This window comes from Pantoea sp. X-Soil-ISGK-259, assembly GCF_059730705.1.
The window spans coordinates 1,350,480-1,369,422 of record NZ_AP035986.1 but is presented as its reverse complement, the minus strand read 5'-3'; the positions used below and the strand labels follow the sequence as shown (position 1 = coordinate 1,369,422).

Below are 18,943 nucleotides of genomic sequence, written 5' to 3'. Positions count from 1 at the left end.
CTGTATCCGCTGCGACCGCGCTGTGACTCATCATGTGAGTATACAAACAAAAACGGCATTTGCCTCATGCGACAAATGCCGTAACCAGATTAACGAATGGTTCAGTTTTTGACTACGTTTCCGCCTGTGATTTTTCAGCCGTTAAATCGGGCAATGCATCGGCTTCGCTTCCCGCACGCACCGGCGAAGGATCCGCAGCAAAACCACGCAGGCCAACCACATGCACATGCTCGGTGTTATTAAACACTTTACGCACCAGTTTGTAGGTCGTGCCTTTCTCAGGGCTGATGTTCTCTGGCGCGGCAATCACCAGTTGCATCTCCAGTCGTTCACACAGTTCAAACAGCGTGGCGATGGAGCGGGCATCCAGACGGGCCGCTTCATCAAGGAACAGCAGTCGGCATGGTGAAATGTCTTTGCCGCGCAGACGACGGGACTCCTCTTCCCAGCTTTGCACCACCATTACCAAAATGGACATACCGGTACCAATCGCTTCACCGGTTGAGAGCGCACCGCTCTCTGCACGCAGCCAGCCATCAGAACCCCGGTTAACTTCCACTTCCATCTCCAGATAGTTGCGGTAGTCCAGCAGCTCCTCGCCGATGGTCTGCGGCGTACGCTGCCCCATGTCGATGTGCGGATTAAGACGCTGATAAAGCTTCGCCAGCGCTTCGGAGAAGGTCAGGCGATTACTGTTAAACAGATCCTGATGCTGCTCGTGCTCCTCCGACAGTGTGTCCAGCAGCATGGCATGCGTTTCACGCACATTCACGTTAAGCCGCACGCTGTGCACCTGACCAAAGCTGACGGTCTGCAAGCCCTGGTTGAGCTGACGGATGCGATTCTGTTCGCGCTGGATTGTTTTACGGATGATATTGGCCGCACTGCGCGAACTGATCGCCAGCATCTGCTCACGTGCCGTCAGCTCTTCGGTCAGACGGTTCAGTTCGATTTCCATCTGCTCAATCGCTTCGACCGGATCGTCAGTACGAATAATATCCTGACGGATACGCTCACGCAGATGCTGATAAACCGCAATAAAGAACTGAATCTTACGTTCCGGGCGTTTTGGATCTTCCGACAACCGCAGCACGTCGCGCAGATGTTCGTTATCCGCTACCGCCAGACGCAGCGCACCCAATGCTTTATCCGACATCGAGCGCAGTTCATCGCCGCTCAGGTAGGCCAGTTCACGGCGATGCAGACGACGCTCAACGCCATTCTCTTTCACCAGACGCAGTACGGTACACCAGCCCGCTTTGGCGCTGACCACCTGCTCCCGCACCAGATGATATTGACGCTCCAGCTGACGCAGTCGCTTCTGCAGGTTATCCATCTCCGCTTCGCAGAAAGTGAGTTGTTTCTCCAGCTGATTGCGGCGGGCACGGTTGTGACTGAGTGCTGTGTACAGCTCGTCACGACGAACGCGCGCGCGCGCTTCTGCACTGCTGTCAGCCTGGACGCCAATGTCCTGCATTTCCTGCTGCAGCTCTTTCAGCATGTCGCGTTTCGCGTCATAGGCGCTTTTCAGCGAGGCGAGCACCTGCGAGTATTGTGTCAGCTGCGCCTGATGTTCACGCAGGCGATCACGACTGCGACTACGTTCACCTTCAGCCTGCTCCAGACGCTGACGCAGCTTATCGCTGAGGTCATTGTTGCCGTTGAGCATGCTGGCTGAGTCGTCATAGCTGAAGTGGGCGCGACGCTGCACCACTTCGGTCAGGGCAAAGGCCTGCTGACGGGCATTGCGCTGTTGCTGCTGTGCCTGCTGATAATCCGCCTGCAGCTGCTCGTGCTGTTCCGGGTCGCTCTGCAACACGGCGATAATTGGCTCAAGTTTCGCCAGTTTCGCGCCGTGCTGATGCAGAAAGCGCGCCGCATCCTGCGCCGCATCGACCTGCTCACGAATCTCTTCGCAACGATCGCCCAGCGTATCGTCCAGCAGCAGGTTAACGCGTGGCAGCAGTCGGTTTAGCTGTGACACGCCCTCTTTCGCCAGCTCATACTGCTGGCGCTGCTGCTGATTATTGCTCTCGTGCTGATTCAGCGCCCGTTCCAGTTCAGCCCGGCGTGCGCCCAGCTGACGGATCTGCGCTTCCGGGTCAGCGTCAAACGCCACGGCCAGATGACTGCCGATAAAACGGCTGAACGACTGATGCAGACGTTGCGTTTTCTGCACGTCAAACGACAGCGTCGCGTAGCGTTCGGCCAGCTTGTCGCGTTCAAGATGCAGCAGCTCCAGCTGATTTTCACGCGCAGCACGGCCAAACAGCGGTATTTTCGGGAAGCGGGAGTAGCGCCACTGACGCTCAGCTACCTTCACAACCACCGCATTCTGCAGCTCATCCACGCTGAAGACGCTGTCATCGAACGACTGCGGATCACCTTCGATCAGATAGAGATCTTCCGGGCAATCCTCGAGCCCGTCCAGCAACTCACGAACACGTGACAGATCCGGCACCACGATCGCATGACGTGACGGACCGTAGAGTGCGGAGAAGTACGGCGCATCGTCCAGTGTAACATCATCATAAATTTCAGACAGTAAGACGCCGCCAAAACGTTCCGCCAGCTGGTTCAGCCGCGCATCTTCCGCTCCGCCTGGCTGGCTGAGTCGTTCAATCTGCTGCTCGATATCGCGTTTTTGGGCGGCCACTTCGTCGCGCTCGACGGTGGTCTCACGCTCACGCTCCAGCAGCTGCTGCATATATTCGGTGACGTCCTGGCTGCTGTTCAGCGCCTGGCCAGTCTGTTCGCTGAGCTGCGTCAGAATCTCCTGCGCCGCCAGCCAGTGTGGCGCGCGGGCAGTCAGGCTGGTGATGCGTTCACGCAGCTGTTCCAGCTCCTGACGCATCATCATGCGCTGCTCACCAGCGTCCGAGACGCTGCTGTTCAGCTGTTCAATCTGTGCTTCCAGTTCCTGCTGCAGGCCAGCCAGCGCATCGGCTTCGTAATGCTGCCCCTGGCGCTTGCAGAACTCGGCCAGCAGACGCTCCGCCTCATGCTGTTCGCGCAGGCGCTGTTCCAGCTCATTGAGACGCAGACGCAGCGATGAGAGCTGTTCAGCGTGATGACGCTGATTGCTGGCATCACGCAGCAGTTCGCGACCGGTTTGCCAGGCATCCTGTCGGGACACATCACCGGCAATGCTGGTCACCAGCGCCAGCGCCTGTTCAAACTGACTGTGTGCCGCTTCCGCCACGCTCAGCTTCTGCTCCAGACGCAGCAGGCGTTCTGTCGCCTCTTCCTCTTTGGCCTGGAAACTTTCCTGCCATTCAGCGGCATTGTCGATGGTCAAATCGGGCAGCTGGCAAAGCGTACGGGCGCGTTCCAGCGCCTGCAAGGCCTGCTGATACTGGATGGCGCGGGTTTGCTGCACGTCGAGTGCCTGCTGGAAATCGGCCAGCTGACTTTTCAGCTCATCCACTTCCAGCTCAGCGGCTTCGGCACGCGCTTCATTCTCTTCCTGAATTTCACGGGCTTCGGCGACCACTTCAGTCTGCTCTTCCAGACGCAACGTCAGATCTTCGATATCGGCATCGTAACGCTCAATCTTCTCCTGCTGACGCATCGCCGTCTGCACCAGGTTCAGATGATCGCTGGCGGCCTGATAATCGACTTCGAGATCGTTCTCTGCGCCACTGTGCTCAGCCAGTTCGCGCGCCATCTCAACATGACGATACTGCTCGGTGGCGAGCTGCTTGCGACTGCTGAACAGCTCACTGCGCAGTTGTAACGCACTGTCGAGATGCCCCCGACGCTCGTTGGCGTGGCGCATATAGTCAGCCGAAACGTAGCTGGTCGCCTCGGAGATCAGATGCTTAAAGAGATCGCGGTCAGACTGGGTAACGCGGATTGCCTCCAGCGTCATGCGGTTTTCGCGCAGCGCCGCTTCCATGTCCTGAAACGCTTTACGCACGCCGCTGTTTTCAGGCAGCAGGTAATCACGCAGCGATCGGGTGATGGCGCTGGAGATACCGCCATACAGTGAGGCTTCAATCAAACGATAAAACTTGCTGCGATCGCTGGCAGAGCGCAGACGTCGCGGCACCACGCCCAGATCAAACATCATGGCGTGATAATCGGTGATCGAGTTATAAGCGCGGAACTGTACGCCTTCCTGCGCCTCAACCCGCTCTTTCACCTCATTCAGCGGCAATACGCGTGCCTGACGGCTGTTAAGCACTTCCGTCAGCATATCGGTCGGGTTGGTATCGGTTGGCAGGCCATGGATACTGAAAGGTTTAATATCGACCTTTTTATCGCGTCCGGCGACCTGTTGCAGACGGACACCGACCACCACACGCTGATGGCGTGAATTCACGACATCCAGCATGGAGTAACAGACGCCAGCCCGCAGCTTCCCGTGCAGACCTTTGTCACGTGATCCCGACGTTGCGCCCGCTTCGGTGGTATTACGGAAGTGCAGCAATGTTAAATCGGGGATCAGCGCGGTCACAAATGCCGCCATGGTGGTGGACTTACCCGCACCGTTTCCGCCTGACAGCGTGGTCACTAATTCATCGAGATCAAAAGTACGGGCAAAAAAACCGTTCCAGTTGATCAGCGTAAGCGAACGAAACTTTCCGCGCTCAATCATGCCTGTTCTTCCTCTGCGTTCTCACTCGCGTCGCCTTCCTGACCGTCACCTTCGTCGGTGTCGACCGGTGCTGTCGCGTTTTCCAGTAGCATGGCTTCGCCATCACGAATCAGGCGAAGCTGCGCTTCACGGGCGTCATCACCGCTGCGCACGTCGGCACCAAAGCGAAACACGGATTCAGTGATGCGGAATTTGCTGCTGTCGTTACCGTAAAACCACACCATACCCAGACGGCGCAGACGGCTCAGAGAGGCGCGCACTTTCTCCTGCAGTTTGGTGCGATCCAGATCCGAACCGGTTGAACGCTGGTTAACCAGCTTCAGCAGGCGATTCTCGTCCGCCAGCGAGAGCAGCTCGTCGTAGAGCTCCTGCTGGGTAAAAATCCCTTCATTGGCAAGGCGTTCCGGACTGAGGTAGAGATAGCAAAGAATCTTCCCGACCATCATGTCCAGCTCAGAGAGCACGGAACGCGGAATCAACGTTGTTGAACGCGGACGCAGATAGAAAAAGCCTTCCGGCGCACGAATCAACTCAACGTGATAACGGCTGTAAAACTCTTCGAGAAACGACTGGTAGTCCATCAGAAACGCATGATTATCCAGCTCTTCGATACCGATATGACGTCCGGCGCGTAACTGGCTATCCAGCGCGGGAAAAATCGGGTTGGCCAGTGCCTGTGCCAGCTTAACCGGCATCACTTGTTCAATATTTGTCGATGACATGTGCCTGCACCTTGGCTCCGTAATCATTGATGGCTTGCCATTCCACAGGCAAACCGGCTAAATCAGCTTCTGCTACGCCAAGGCGCACCGCCTGATCCACCACAATGCGTGCCAGATCGAAATGGCGGGCGCGTGGATACTGGGCCAGGTAGTCGCGCATCACTGACGCGAGGTTGAGCGGTTTTTGTTGCGATTTATAGACCTGCAGCGCTTCTTCAATCATCGCTGCCAGCTGTTCGCGAATTTCGTTGATCTCTTCGTATTCCATCTCCGGCGGCAGTTCGCCCATCACTTCGTCATTCCGCAGCGTCAGCGCTTCATCACGCATGTCATACAGACGGTCAGCGTTAGCGTAGGTCAGCGCCCAGGGCGCGTCGAAGTAATTCTGTACTGATACCCGCAGGCGCTGCGCAAAGACGCGGTTCTTATCCATGTCGATGGCGGTACGGATGAATTTATGGACGTGGCGGTCATAGCCGATCCACAGGTCGATTGCCTGCTGGCCCCAGCTGGTAATCCGGTCGAGTTTGCTTTGCAGATCAAACACCAGCTTATCGACGAAGCCCAGGTCCGGGCTGTCCAGCGTGGCATCCTGAATCCGCAGCAGGTTTTCCTGAAGTTTGTCGCCCGCAGCTTCCAGCGTATCCTGCAGTTCACGCAACGTCCCTGACGTTTCGGAAAGCAGCATTTCACAGCTGGAGATAGCCGCGCGCCAGTCTTTGTTCAGCAGTTCAGCAATATCGTTTTTCACCGCCTGTTGCTGTTCATCCATCAGACGCTGGGTCATATCAATGCTGTCGAAGATCTCCGCCACCGAATATTTCAGCGGCGCAAAAACATTGCGATGCCAGTGGAACTCGTCGCCATTTTCCTGCGCCGCATCGGCTGCTCGCTTAAGCTCATTGGCCACAATCGACAGCTGCATAGACAGGCGCAGCGTCGAAAATTCTCGCTGACGGATGTAATAGTCAGTGATGCCGATGGCCAGCGGCGTCAGGCGATAGATAGCATTGCCTTCGGTCAGTTCGCTGGTAAAGCGGTTGAGCAGGCGCTGTCGCACCATGTCATTGATGGCGTTGTTGGCGCGAACCAACACGGTTTCGTGGGTTTGTTCGAAAGCTTTACTGACGTGACGGAATGCATCAATCAGATCGCCTTCACTCATTTCGCCATCCATCCGCTCACCATTAAGGGTGGCGATAGCCAGCAAAAAGGCCAGACGTTCCACTGGCAGCGCAAGGGAAAAGTCATTTTTGCGCGCCCAGGAGACCAGTTCAGGTACCGTCTGGGAAAATTCACTCATAATTCGTCCTTCTGCCCGGGTTTACGCGCGGTCACGTGGATGTAACGCCCTAAGCTCAAAAAGGGTTCCTGACGGCAGTAACGCCGCTCCATCTCAATAATTTCGTCGTCGCTTTTTGGTTCGCCCTTCGGCGGCTTCATGTAATCACTGAATACCCGGATCCCGGCACGCTGTTCAATCACAAAACCACACGCCTCCAGCCAGCGATAAACCTGTTCAGGGTCGCGCGGATAATCAGGCGACAGCGTTCGCTTTTTGCGTTTGGTCAGATTGGTGCGCAGATAGCCGAAATTACCCAGCGTTAAGGTGCGCAGTGTCAGGCCGTGCAGATTGTAAAACATCAGCGACATGACGCCTCCTGGACGCAGCAGATCGAACAGCGCTTTCAGCACCGTCTCCGGTTCAGCGACCCATTCAAGCACAGCGTGGAACAATACCAGATCCACCGGCTTATCCAAATGTTCGCCCACCTGCTGAGCGCTAATTTGTCTGAATTGCATGTTATGGCTCACACCCTGCGACACCGCATTTTCCTCTGCCCGGCGTAGCATCTCACCAGAGAGATCGCACAGCAGAACCTGATGGCCCTGTGCCGCAAGCCCGCTGGAGACCTGGCCAATACCGCCGCCCGCGTCCAGCACCGACAGCGGGTGTGACGACAGATCGGGCAGTATCTTCTCCAGCTCGTCCCAAAGAATGGCCTGCCGTATTTTCCCTTTAGTGGTGCCGTAAATATTTTGCGAAAATTTATCCGCGAGATCGTCAAAGTTACGATCCTGCATGGCATGCGCTCCGGTATGCTGCGGTGAGACTTGTGCTATTTTGTCACAGGCACCAGAAGAATGAACCTTTCATCCCCATCTTCCCTTCCGGGTGCTCTATTTTCGGACAACAGGACACATTTTTGATGTTATTTACCCTGAAAAAAGTGATTGGCGGGCTGCTTTTACCCCTGCCGTTTCTGCTTTTGCTGATGGCGATTGGTATTTTACTGGTTTGGTTTACTGGCTGGCAGAAAAGCGGCAAAACCGTGATCTCGGTCAGCTGGCTGCTCCTTCTGTTGCTGAGTCTGCAGCCGCTGGCGGATCGTCTGCTGCTGCCGCTGGACAGCCGCTACCCGACCTGGAACGGCGCAGAGAAGGTGGACTATATTGTGGTACTGGGTGGAGGCTACACCTTTAATCCGGGATGGGCGCCCAGCTCGAACCTGTTGAATAACAGCCTGCCTCGCGTGGCAGAAGGTGTGCGCCAGTGGCGGCGTAATCCGCAGTCGACCCTGATTTTTACCGGTGCAGCGGGCGGCACCAATCCGAAGAGCAGCGCCTGGGTAGCGGCACAGGTGGCGGAAAGTCTGGGCGTTCCTCACGAACATATTCAGATCCTTGACCAGCCACGCGATACCGCAGACGAAGCGCAGGCAGTTAAAACTGTGGCAGGCAATCGCCCGCTAATGCTGGTGACCTCCGCGAATCATATGCCACGGGCAATACGCTTTTTCCACGCGGTCGGGTTGAAGCCCATTGCCGCGCCCGCCAATCAGCTTGCGATTACCTCACCGCTGAATGGCTGGGAACGGGCCATACCGTCATCGATCTGGCTAAGTCACAGCGAACGTGCCGTTTATGAAACGCTGGGCACGTTATTGCAACGGCTGAAAACCGAGGATGGCTCAGCCGAGCCAGGGAAGTAACTGTGCGCGAGCATGGTCAAAGCGCGGCCGATCAAAGGTGCCGGTCTGGATAAGCGTGTCGATGCAGTCCCACAGCTGATAAACCCACCGACGCCAGATAAAACCCTCTGAGACCGGCGCCCGTTGCAGGTAATGATGCAGTAGCGCCGTTTCGGCTGGCGATGCATCCAGATGGATCAGGTCATATTCACGCGGTGCCCAGAGAATCGTGCCGGGCTGTGTCATCGCGATTAACTGGTCACTGCGGCTGTTTTTCAGCATGCTCTGCAGCCGCACGTTGCCATGAACCATCACGCAGGGATCATCGAAGCCGCGAAACAGATGCGCCAGTCGCGCGCGGCAGCGGAACAGCACCTGGCGATCGTCCAGGGTAAAGGTGGGTGGACGCAGATAGCTCAGGGTCGCCCACAACACTTCAACCCGCTGTGCATACCAGGCGGGCCAGCGATTCTGCTGCGTGCTGTCCACTGTGCCGACCAGGCCGTGGCTATCAAGCCGGTGCCAGGCCAGCAGTCCCTCGACGACCTGTTCGCAGAACTGTTGCCAGCGCTGAGCATCCCGCGCCGGTGCTTCCGCCGTCACACCATTCAGTCGCGCCATCAGAAGCATTTCATGCACTGGCGGCTGCTGGCTCAGCACCAGACCATAGACCGCGGGTACGGCGACCAGCCCGGCCTGCCCCAGCAACGCCAGTTTTCTGGCTTCCATCGCCGCCCTGCCCTGGTGACGAAAATATTTCGCCACCACTGGCATAGGAAGGCCGTCACGATTGTATAACGCATAGAGCCGGGTGGGTGGATGTTCACTGATCATTTCGAGGCGGCTGATGGTTTCACCCAGCGCCAGCGTGAGTTCTGATTTAAGCTGTTCCATGCGGCATCCTCCTCAGATGAATATCACCCTATCCTGAAGGAAGTGTTGGCCATAAGTTTAGCGGCGGATCAATAACGTGGTGCTGAAACGGGGAGACAGGCTCCCCGCTTGTCAGGCCTGCATGGCAATACGAACACGTTGCAAATCGTCTGGCGTATCCACACCCACGCTCGGGATGGTTTTCGCCACGGCGACATGAATTTTCTCGCCGTACCACAAAACGCGCAATTGCTCGAGCAGCTCAATCTGTTCCAGAGGGCAAGGCGCCCAGGCAACATAGCGGCGAATAAAACCGGCACGATAAGCGTAGATGCCAATGTGGCGCAGTAGCGTGTCACCGATCTGCTCGCGCGAGGCGGCATAGCGTTCACGATCCCACGGAATGGTGGCCCGTGAGAAATAGAGCGCGTAGCCATTCACATCCATGACCACTTTCACCGCATTCGGATTAAAAGCTTCTTCCGCATCCGTAATTGGCACCGCCAGCGTCGCCATGCCCGCTGCTGACCCCGCCAGATTGGTCGCCACCTGACGCACAATCTCTGCCGGGATCATCGGCTCATCACCCTGGACGTTGACGATGATTTCGTCATCGGCAAACTGATATTTTTCGATCACTTCCGCCAGCCGCTCCGTGCCGGACTGGTGATCGGCGCGCGTCATGCAGACTTCGCCGCCTGCCGCCTCGACGGCCTTTGCCACGTCAGGATGATCGGTAGCAACGATGACACGGCTGGCACCCGATTCACGGGCGCGCTCCATCACATGCACGACCATCGGTTTACCATGGATATCAAGCAGTGGCTTGCCCGGTAAGCGGGTTGACGCATAACGCGCAGGAATGATGGCCGTAAAACTCATGGATGAATCTCTTCGACGGAGAGCGTGCGGGCTTCCGTTTCCAGCAGCACCGGAATGCCGTCACGAACCGGGAAGGCCAGGCCATCAGGTTTGCAGATCAGCTCCTGCTGTGCATTGTTGAAGTAGAGTTTGCCATTGCACACCGGGCAGGCAACGATTTCGAGTAAACGGTGATCCATATGTCCTCCATCAGGGACCGAATGCGTAAGGGTTCAAGCATACCATAGCGCGGCGTATGCGGGATGGAGTAAAACACCATCCCACAGCGGCTGCCGAAAATTTGATTAATCCAGCGTCCACAGGGCTGGCCAGTGCGCTTTAAACGCATCGGGTACCTGCAGGATGGCGACGCTTTCTGCGCCCTGCCAGGCTGCGAAGCGTTCAATAGCGCGCCGGATATCTGCTGCAAAACGCGCCGTGACACGGGTTTTCTCTTCCAGCCAGAGTTTTTTAATCTCCAGCTGTTTTGACTGACGCAGCATACGGGCATCAAGCCGGCCTTTTATTTGCCCGCGATGGAGGATGGGCAACACAAAATAGCCAAACTTGCGCTTCTCCTCGGGGGTATAGCACTCGATACGGTAGTCGAAGTTAAACAGCTCAAGCGCGCGTTTGCGATCCCAGACCACCGGATCAAACGGAGAAAGCACTGTGCTGTGCGTCGCCTGCAGCGGCGTCTCCAGCAACGGCAGCAGGTCACGATGCAGCCACATCTCGCCCAGACCCTCTGTATTGACGGCGACCAGATCGCCCGCAGCCTCGGCGTCAGCGATAAAGTCTTTTACGGGTGCCCGCTTCTGGCGATAGTAATCCGCCAGCCAGGCCGCGCGGAAAACCCCTAAGCTGCGGGCGCTGTTCATCAGCATCTGACGGGTCGCTTCGGCTTCGCTGATACCATGCAGTTCATCCTGCCAGTCAGGCATTACGCGGCTGCGCAGATCGTAGACGCGCTGAAAATTGCGGCGTTCTGCGACCATCAGCTCACCGGCGCTGAAGAGATTTTCCAGATGACGTTTGTGCGGTTTCCATGCCCACCAGCCTGACTTCGGGTTATCGGCGTGCGTAAAATCGGCGGCGCGCACCGGGCCATTTTCCCGGATCTGCTGCAATAGTTCAGCAATCGCCTGCTGGTGGTCAGCAACCCATTGCGCGTTGTATTTCCAGCCCAGACGTTCAGGCGACAACATGCGATGACGAAGCAGTCTGTAATCGGCGCGGGGAATAAAACAGGCTTCATGCGCCCAGTATTCAAAGAGTTCACCCTGTGCCAGCGCCTGCTCCAGCCATGCCTGAGGATAATTACCCAGGCGACTGAACAGCACCAGATAGGGACTGCGGGCCACCACATGAATGGTATCGATTTGGAGCAGCGACATGCGGGAGATGCAGTTGATCAGATCCTGATACACCGCGCGTTTTGCCGGCACACGCAGCAGGCCCTGCGCGGCGAGATGAAGGTGACGTGCTTGCTGTAACGAAAGTGAATGCGGGCTGTTCATCCTCTTCCTTATCAGGCATCACCTGAATGGGTGCGGGTATCAGAGCGTGCGGCGACAGAGTTGTTCAATATCAGCCAGTAATGGCGTGACGGATTTACCGGTCAGGTGAGCATCGACCGGCAGATACCACCAGTCAGGCTGAGCAAAGTCGCGGCATTTCACCGCGTCTTTTTCGGTCATCAACAGCTGCTGGCCTGTCTGGAGTAATCGGGTCAGCTCATCCTCGCTGTAGGCATGATGATCGGCAAAGGCGATCTCTGCAACTGGCGTGATGCCCTGCTTTTTCAGCGTGGTGAAAAAACGGGGAGGATGACCTATACCGGCCATCGCAACTACCGCACCCAGTTGCTCAGCTGGACAGGTTTCCCCGGTCAGGAGATTGGTGGCCAGCCCGGGCTGAAGCTGCATGGCAATCTCGTCGGGCTGCGCGTCGCCACCGTTGATGATGACGGCATCAACCTGCCGCAGACGAGAAGCGCGTTCGCGCATCGGACCTGCGGGCAACCACCAGCCATTGCCAAAGCGGCGTACGCCATCCACCACCACGATCTCGCGATCGCGCTGCAGGGCGTAATGTTGCAGGCCGTCATCAGTGATGACCACATCCAGCGAGCCCTGTTGCAGTAATGCTTCAATCGCCTGTCGCCTTCTGGGCGCCACCGCGACCGGCGCCCCGGTGCGCTGAGCGATTAAAACCGGCTCATCACCGGCCTGTTCCGTGCTGGTCTGTGCGGTGACCAGCAAGGGATAATGATCTGCCTTGCCGCCATACCCTCTGGAGACGACGCCAGCACGCAGGCCGCGCTGCTGCAACGCCTCAACCAGCCAGATCACCACCGGCGTCTTTCCGTTGCCGCCGGCAGTGAGGTTACCCACCACCACGACCGGCAAAGGCGCGCTCCAGCTTTTACGCCAGCCACGCCTGTAACTGAAACGTATCAGGGCCGTGATCGCACCATACAGCAGGCTGAATGGCCATAGCAGTAGCCATAGCGGTGAGCGACCACTCCAGATACGTTCAATCATTGGCCGAATTGCATCTTATGCAGTTGTGCATAGGCACCGCGTTCTGCCAGCAACACCTGATGCGTACCGCGCTCAACAATCTGACCATCTTCAATGACCACGATTTCATCCGCTTTCTCAATGGTTGAGAGACGGTGCGCAATCACCAGCGAAGTACGGTTCTTCTGCAACTCATCGAGTGCAGACTGAATGGCGCGTTCTGACTCAGTATCCAGCGCAGAGGTCGCTTCATCCAGGATCAGAATCGGACAATCACGCAGCAGTGCGCGGGCAATGGCGATACGCTGACGCTGACCGCCAGATAGCAGCACGCCATTCTCGCCAATCACTGTATCCAGGCCTTTATCCATCTTATTGATAAAGTCCATGGCATGCGCCATGGTGGCTGCCTGCTCGATCTCTGCACGGCTATACTGCTCACTCCGCGCATAAGCGATGTTATTGGCAATGGTGTCGTTAAAGAGATGCACATTCTGCGACACCAGCGCGACCTGATTACGCAGCGAACGCAGGCTGTACTCTCTCAGGTCATGTCCGTCCAGCAGGATTTCGCCCTGCTGAATGTCATAAAAGCGGGTCAGCAGGCTCGCCATCGTCGACTTACCGGAACCTGAACGGCCCACCAGCGCCACCGTTTTTCCTGCTGGCAGTGACAGATTGATATTACGCAGTGCCGGAATATCACGGCCCGGATAGGTAAAGGTCACATCACGGAATTCGATATCGCCTTTCGCCCGGGTCATTTCGCGTGTGCCATTATCCACTTCCTGCTCACTGTCCAGAATAGAGAACAGCGTCTGACAGGCCGCCATGCCACGCTGGAACTGGGCATTAACGTTGGTCAGCGACTTAAGCGGGCGCATCAGGGCAATCATCGAGGAGAAGACCACGGTAATCGTCCCGGCGGTCAGCGTATCCATGACGCTTGGGAAGCTGGCAGCGTAAAGTACAAACGCCAGTGCCAGCGATGCGATGAGCTGAATAATGGGATCAGAAATGGAGGATGCTGATACCAGCTTCATTCCCTGCTGACGCATACGGTTACTGACGCGGGAAAAGCGCTCCGATTCGATTTCCTGACCGCCAAAAATCAGCACTTCTTTGTGGCCTTTCAGCATCTGTTCGGCGCTGGTTGTCACCTGCCCCATGGTGTTCTGCATACTTTTGCTGATGGTGCGGAAACGCTTTGAAACGGTGCGAATCGCAAATGAGACAATGGGTGCCAGAACAATCAGGATCAACGACAGCTGCCAGCTGTAGTAGAACATCATAACAAACAGGCCAATAATGGAAGCACCTTCACGCACCACTGTCACCAGCGCGCCGGAAGAAGAGGAGGCGACCTGCTCGGAATCGTAAGTAATGCGTGACAACAGGGTCCCGGTCGACTGCTGGTCAAAGAATGAAACCGGCATCCCCATCATATGGCTGAACAGCCGACGGCGGATATTCATCACGACATTGCCTGAGACCCAGGAGATGCAGTAGCTGGAGATATAACTGGTCACGCCGCGTACCAGCATCAGGCCAATGACCACTAACGGCAGCCATAGCATCACCGACCTGTCAGCTTTACCAAAACCATCATCCAGTAATGGTTTCAACAGTGAGAGCATTAAGGCGTCGCCCGCAGCATTGATAATCAGGGCGACTGAAGCCGCAATTAATCCCGCTTTATTAGGCGCGATCATCGGCCAGAGTCGGCGAAACGTCTGCCACGTAGAGAGATCTTTATCTTGATGCATTATTTATTCACGCTGTTGGAAATAGCCGGCCATTCTACCTGGATTCGCGTTTGACGCCAAACCACTGATGATACCAACGGGGCATTAATTGTTCCCGTAGGGTGTAAACCTGCACGCTGCCCTGCTCTACCCTGATACTGATTTGTCCTGACTGGCCCGTATCCAGCCATGTAAAACCGGCTGTTCGATAGTTTTCCAGAACACTTTTCGCGGGCATACGCCATGCATTGTAGCGTGCGAGCGAGGCAATCGCGGTGTGTCCGCCGGTTTTGCGCAGCAGCAATGAGGTCGACGAGGTACGGCTGCCGTGATGCGGTACCTGCAGAATATCCACCTTCAGCCCCTGCTTTTCCAGCGCCACCATCTGACGTTCCGCTTTCGCTTCAATATCGCCGGTTAACATCAGCCGGACCTGACCATCATCAACGATTACCACACAGGAATCGTTATTGTCACCCGGCAAAGGTGCCGTTAGCGGCCAGACTACCTGAAAGTGGAGTTGCCGCCAGCGCCACTGCGTGCCGCGTACGCAGGGTAAATGCGTTTTCTCTGCCAGCGCGCTTCTGACTTCTACCGCTGGCCAGCGTTGCGTAATCGCCTCCAGCCCGCCGGTATGATCGAGATGTTTATGACTCAGGATGATCTGTTTTAACCGTAACTGTTTGCGCTCCAGCCATGGAATGATTACCCGACTCCCTGCGTTGTCGTTCTGCCAGCGCGGCCCTGTGTCATACATCACCGCCTCCTTGCCCTGACTGATCACCAGGCTTAATCCGTGCCCGATATCCAGCATATCAATGCGCCAGCCCGGCTCCTGATGGGACTGGCGACTCCATATCATCGCCAGCGCCAACACACAGCTGCTCAATGGCAAAGAAAAGAAGAACTGCGCACGCCAGAGAATCAGACTTCCCCATACCATAATCGTAAACCAGGTTGTGCCACTCAGCGGCCACCATCCTGGCGGCAGTAAAGCCAGAGAATGAAACAGTGCACGTACTGAGAGATCGGCCGCCCCCCAGAAGAAGCCCGATACAGGCGCCATTGGCAGCAGCAACGCGAACGTTATCAATGGCATGGTAATGAACGAGATGACCGGAATTGCCACCAGATTTGCCAGCAGTGCGGTCAGGCTGATCCCGTTGAATATCGCTACCTGCAACGGCACCATTAAAATCATCATGCCCATCTGCAAATGCAGCAGTTGTACCGGAATCCATCGCTTTTGATGACGGAATCGTGCAGGCAAGGGAAACCAGTGGTACCAGACCAGCAGCATGCCTACAGCCAGAACCGAGAGCCAGAAACTGTCAGACAAAACGGTCAGCGGATCCGTCACCAGCAGCAATGCAATACAGAAGGTCCAGACCTGCCAGCTATTGAGTTGTACACCCGCAAACCGTGTTATTGCCCACAGCGTCAGGGCCAGCAATGCGCGCGCTGCGGGAGGCTGTGCTCCTGAGAGCCAGGTATAGGTTGCAGCAAATAGCCAGCTTACGATAAGCGGAAGGAGATAGCCGATACGCCGGGCTGGCAGGATAAATTGCACCCCACGCGTAATGATCCAGCCGGTGCTGGCGGCCAGGGCGATATGCATGCCCGATATCGCCATTAAATGCGCAGTACCGGTATCCCGAAGTAACTGGCGAGTCTGCTGGCTCATTTCATCCCTGATGCCAAAGGAGAGTGCCTCCAGCGTGGCACGTGCAGGCATGGAGTGGGTCCTGTCGCGATGCCATAAAATAAATCGCCAGCGTCCATTACACTGTTCGCTAACGGCAACCTGATTAAGGATCCTGCCCTGGAGCGGCGTATTATTAGCCAGAGCAAAACGCTGCGCATCGAAATCGCCCTCATTGAGACGAGCATGGACTGGTCTCAAACGAAGTCGCATCGTCCAGCGTTGTCCCGGACAATAAGTTTCCGGATCAGTATCGAAATAAAGCCAGGCATAGCGGGGAGGGAATATCATTCTGCCCTCTTCTTCCAGCAGCCGAACCCGGATTTGCTTTCTCTCTTTCCGCAGTTCACTGATCTCAAGCGTAAAGGTGGCGGGACGTACGGAGAGCTGTTCAATATCCCGCACCATCAGACGGGCATCGTTAAAAGCCCATGCCAGCAACAGCAGCGTAATACCGGTCCAGCGAAAGGATGGGTAATGGCAATGGAGCAGAGCGAGGCCCATCAGTACCAGCATCACCATCATCTTACCTGAGGGCAGTTGGGCCATCAGCAATAGCGGTAATGTTGCAACGATCACCAGTCGCGCCAGAACGGTCCATGTCAGCATAATCGTATCCATTGTTTCAGTTCGATTATTCTGGGCAATTGAGGTGAAACTAACAGGGAACAATCAGGCAGGCTGGAGCGCCCTCACAAACAGAATGCGGCCTTGCAGTGTTGACGACAGTAATCTGGATATCAGTGCTCAGCCTGAATCGCAGGCAAAAAAAAACGACATCCGGAGATGTCGTTTATTGGGTTCGGTATCGGCTTAGCCGTAGATGTTTGCGCGATCGCGCAGCTCTTTGCCTGGCTTAAAGTGGGGAACGTATTTACCTTCCAGATCCACTTTGTCACCCGTTTTCGGGTTACGTCCAGTACGAGGAGCGCGATAGTGCAAAGAAAAGCTGCCGAATCCCCGGATTTCGATGCGCTCGCCCTGTGCCAGCGTAGTGGCCATGTGCTCAAGCATCTCTTTGACTGCATCCTCAACGACTTTCGCCGGTATATGAGTATGCTGTCCCGCCAGTCTTTCGATCAGTTCTGACTTGGTCATGTAACCTCCGGTTTATCCCTACAGGAATGTATGACAGCTTTTACCGAAACCGGGTGGTTGCCCACCCGGTGCTTCAGGTCGATTACTCGCCTTTAGCCGCTTTGAACGCTTCAGCCATAGCGCTAGAGAAATTGCCTTCTTCCTGTTTGGTGTTAACAGTATTGATAGCTTCTTTCTCATCAGCCTGGTCTTTCGCACGGACAGACAGGCTTACGACACGGTTTTTACGATCAACGCCGGTGAACTTAGCTTCAACGTCGTCGCCAACGTTCAGAACCAGAGTTGCATCTTCAATGCGGTCCAGTGAAGCTTCAGAAGCGCGCAGGTAACCCTCAACGCCGTCTGCTAATTCAACTGTAGCACCTTTAGCATCAACTGCAGTCACTTTACCGGTGACGATGGCACCTTTCTTGTTCAAAGTGATGTAGTTGTTGAACGGATCTTCTGCCAGCTGTTTAACGCCCAGAGAGATACGCTCGCGCTCTGCATCAACCTGCAGTACAACGGCAGCGATTTCGTCGCCTTTTTTGTACTCACGAACGGCTTCTTCGCCAGTCGCGTTCCAGGAGATGTCAGACAGGTGAACCAGACCGTCGATGCCGCCATCCAGGCCGATGAAGATACCGAAGTCAGTGATTGACTTGATTTTACCTTCAACACGATCGCCTTTGTTGTGCGTCTCAGCGAACAGCTGCCATGGGTTAGATTTACACTGCTTCAGACCCAGGGAGATACGACGACGCTCTTCGTCAATGTCCAGAACCATAACTTCAACAACATCGCCTACGTTAACAACTTTAGACGGATGGATGTTTTTGTTAGTCCAGTCCATTTCAGACACGTGTACCAGACCTTCAACGCCTTCTTCGATTTCCACGAAGCAGCCGTAATCAGTCAGGTTGGTAACACGACCGGTCAGGCGGGTGCCTTCCGGATAGCGTTTAGCGATAGCAACCCATGGATCTTCGCCCAGCTGCTTCAGACCCAGAGAAACACGGGTACGCTCGCGGTCGAACTTCAGCACCTTAACGGTGATTTCGTCGCCCACGTTAACGATTTCGCTTGGATGCTTAACGCGTTTCCATGCCATGTCAGTGATGTGCAGCAGGCCATCAACGCCGCCCAGATCAACGAATGCACCGTAGTCAGTGAGGTTCTTAACGATACCTTTAACTTCCATGCCTTCCTGCAGGTTTTCCAGCAGCTGATCGCGCTCTGCGCTGTTTTCGGATTCGATAACCGCACGACGTGAAACCACGACGTTGTTGCGTTTCTGATCCAGCTTGATCACTTTGAATTCAAGCTCTTTGCCTTCCAGGTGCAGCGTATCGCGCACCGGACGCACATCTACCAGTGAACCTGGCAGGAACGCACGGATACCGTTGAGCTCAACTGTGAAGCCGCCTTTAACTTTGCCGTTGATAACACCGGTAACAGTTTCAGCGTCTTCGTAAGCTTTCTCCAGCGTGATCCATGCTTCATGGCGCTTCGCTTTCTCACGGGACAGCAGGGTTTCACCGAAGCCGTCTTCCACTGCATCCAGAGCAACATCAACTTCGTCGCCTACCTGGATTTCCAGTTCGCCGGCTGCGTTCTTGAACTGCTCTGCAGGAATTGCAGATTCAGATTTCAGACCCGCATCAACCAGAACGACATCTTTGTCGATAGAAACGACGATGCCACGAACGATAGAACCCGGGCGGGTTTCGATTGTTTTTAAGGATTCTTCAAATAGTTGAGCAAAAGATTCAGTCATATTGATAATCTTCAGGATTCTTCAATTTAACGTCCATCTGACTTCATGTCGGATGGGGTTGTTTCACATGCCCGGCACCTGATCCATGG

14 protein-coding genes are annotated in these 18,943 nt (G+C 55.7%); 1 reads left to right on the top strand and 13 read right to left on the bottom strand.

The features are described from left to right. Positions 1–112: 112 nt before the first annotated feature. The 4 genes from mukB to cmoM are packed head-to-tail and all read right to left on the bottom strand — an operon-like array spanning position 113 to position 7,407. The gene (gene mukB / locus AC6I77_RS06270; RefSeq protein ID WP_078804227.1) at positions 113–4,600 is read right to left on the bottom strand and encodes a chromosome partition protein MukB; all 4,488 of its coding nucleotides are present in this window, start codon (positions 4,598–4,600) and stop codon (positions 113–115) included. Then, positions 4,597–5,322 (bottom strand): chromosome partition protein MukE, encoded by a 726-nt coding sequence (mukE, locus tag AC6I77_RS06265; RefSeq protein ID WP_008925852.1) that lies wholly within the window; start codon positions 5,320–5,322, stop codon positions 4,597–4,599. Before mukE ends, mukB begins: the two co-directional genes overlap by 4 nt. Beyond that, positions 5,303–6,625, bottom strand: coding sequence for a chromosome partition protein MukF (mukF, locus tag AC6I77_RS06260; RefSeq protein WP_003849384.1), 1,323 nt, complete (start codon positions 6,623–6,625; stop codon positions 5,303–5,305). The genes mukE and mukF overlap by 20 nt, the downstream gene beginning before the upstream one ends. After that, positions 6,622–7,407 (bottom strand): tRNA uridine 5-oxyacetic acid(34) methyltransferase CmoM, encoded by a 786-nt coding sequence (cmoM, locus tag AC6I77_RS06255; protein ID WP_008925851.1) that lies wholly within the window; start codon positions 7,405–7,407, stop codon positions 6,622–6,624. The genes mukF and cmoM overlap by 4 nt, the downstream gene beginning before the upstream one ends. Before the next feature lie 125 nt (positions 7,408–7,532). On the opposite strand from cmoM, the gene elyC reads away from it, so the two are divergent. Further along, positions 7,533–8,315, top strand: coding sequence for an envelope biogenesis factor ElyC (elyC, locus tag AC6I77_RS06250; protein ID WP_110411573.1), 783 nt, complete (start codon positions 7,533–7,535; stop codon positions 8,313–8,315). Here the strand turns inward: elyC and AC6I77_RS06245 are convergent. From AC6I77_RS06245 to rpsA, 9 genes are all read right to left on the bottom strand, one after another. After that, positions 8,295–9,188, bottom strand: coding sequence for a phosphotransferase (locus AC6I77_RS06245; RefSeq protein WP_008925849.1), 894 nt, complete (start codon positions 9,186–9,188; stop codon positions 8,295–8,297). The genes elyC and AC6I77_RS06245 overlap by 21 nt on opposite strands. 111 nt (positions 9,189–9,299) lie before the next feature. After that, on the bottom strand, positions 9,300–10,049 hold the full coding sequence (gene kdsB / locus AC6I77_RS06240) for a 3-deoxy-manno-octulosonate cytidylyltransferase (RefSeq protein ID WP_003849376.1): 750 nt from the start codon (positions 10,047–10,049) through the stop codon (positions 9,300–9,302). Beyond that, positions 10,046–10,228, bottom strand: a complete 183-nt coding sequence (locus AC6I77_RS06235) for a Trm112 family protein (RefSeq protein ID WP_003849374.1) — start codon at positions 10,226–10,228, stop codon at positions 10,046–10,048. Before AC6I77_RS06235 ends, kdsB begins: the two co-directional genes overlap by 4 nt. Before the next feature lie 105 nt (positions 10,229–10,333). Further along, entirely contained in the window at positions 10,334–11,548 is a 1,215-nt protein-coding gene (locus AC6I77_RS06230) for a winged helix-turn-helix domain-containing protein (protein WP_192377498.1), read from the bottom strand. Between the two features lie 39 nt (positions 11,549–11,587). Next, complete coding sequence (gene lpxK, locus AC6I77_RS06225; RefSeq protein WP_192377497.1) at positions 11,588–12,574, bottom strand: tetraacyldisaccharide 4'-kinase; 987 nt, start codon at positions 12,572–12,574, stop codon at positions 11,588–11,590. Next, a complete protein-coding gene (gene msbA, locus AC6I77_RS06220) occupies positions 12,571–14,319 on the bottom strand; it encodes a lipid A ABC transporter ATP-binding protein/permease MsbA (RefSeq protein ID WP_003849365.1) in 1,749 nt (582 codons plus the stop codon). Before msbA ends, lpxK begins: the two co-directional genes overlap by 4 nt. A 34-nt stretch (positions 14,320–14,353) precedes the next feature. After that, complete coding sequence (locus AC6I77_RS06215; protein ID WP_438477102.1) at positions 14,354–16,609, bottom strand: DNA internalization-related competence protein ComEC/Rec2; 2,256 nt, start codon at positions 16,607–16,609, stop codon at positions 14,354–14,356. 204 nt (positions 16,610–16,813) lie between these two features. Then, positions 16,814–17,098 carry an integration host factor subunit beta gene (gene ihfB, locus AC6I77_RS06210; RefSeq protein ID WP_003849360.1) on the bottom strand — a complete coding sequence of 95 codons (285 nt, stop codon included), beginning with the start codon at positions 17,096–17,098 and terminating at the stop codon, positions 16,814–16,816. 82 nt (positions 17,099–17,180) lie between these two features. Next, on the bottom strand, positions 17,181–18,854 hold the full coding sequence (gene rpsA, locus AC6I77_RS06205; protein ID WP_003849352.1) for a 30S ribosomal protein S1: 1,674 nt from the start codon (positions 18,852–18,854) through the stop codon (positions 17,181–17,183). Positions 18,855–18,943 lie beyond the last annotated feature (89 nt).

Bases quoted from the DNA above. Each gene is read 5' to 3' on its own strand.
- ihfB (WP_003849360.1), bottom strand. From the start codon at position 17,098: ATGACCAAGTCAGAACTGATCGAAAGACTGGCGGGACAGCATACTCAT.
- msbA (WP_003849365.1), bottom strand. From the start codon at position 14,319: ATGCATCAAGATAAAGATCTCTCTACGTGGCAGACGTTTCGCCGACTC.
- kdsB (WP_003849376.1), bottom strand. From the start codon at position 10,049: ATGAGTTTTACGGCCATCATTCCTGCGCGTTATGCGTCAACCCGCTTA.
- mukF (WP_003849384.1), bottom strand. From the start codon at position 6,625: ATGAGTGAATTTTCCCAGACGGTACCTGAACTGGTCTCCTGGGCGCGC.
- mukE (WP_008925852.1), bottom strand. From the start codon at position 5,322: ATGTCATCGACAAATATTGAACAAGTGATGCCGGTTAAGCTGGCACAG.
- mukB (WP_078804227.1), bottom strand. From the start codon at position 4,600: ATGATTGAGCGCGGAAAGTTTCGTTCGCTTACGCTGATCAACTGGAAC.
- lpxK (WP_192377497.1), bottom strand. From the start codon at position 12,574: ATGATTGAACGTATCTGGAGTGGTCGCTCACCGCTATGGCTACTGCTA.
- elyC (WP_110411573.1), top strand. From the start codon at position 7,533: ATGTTATTTACCCTGAAAAAAGTGATTGGCGGGCTGCTTTTACCCCTG.
- AC6I77_RS06245 (WP_008925849.1), bottom strand. From the start codon at position 9,188: ATGGAACAGCTTAAATCAGAACTCACGCTGGCGCTGGGTGAAACCATC.
- rpsA (WP_003849352.1), bottom strand. From the start codon at position 18,854: ATGACTGAATCTTTTGCTCAACTATTTGAAGAATCCTTAAAAACAATC.
- AC6I77_RS06215 (WP_438477102.1), bottom strand. From the start codon at position 16,609: ATGCTGACATGGACCGTTCTGGCGCGACTGGTGATCGTTGCAACATTA.
- AC6I77_RS06230 (WP_192377498.1), bottom strand. From the start codon at position 11,548: ATGAACAGCCCGCATTCACTTTCGTTACAGCAAGCACGTCACCTTCAT.
- AC6I77_RS06235 (WP_003849374.1), bottom strand. From the start codon at position 10,228: ATGGATCACCGTTTACTCGAAATCGTTGCCTGCCCGGTGTGCAATGGC.
- cmoM (WP_008925851.1), bottom strand. From the start codon at position 7,407: ATGCAGGATCGTAACTTTGACGATCTCGCGGATAAATTTTCGCAAAAT.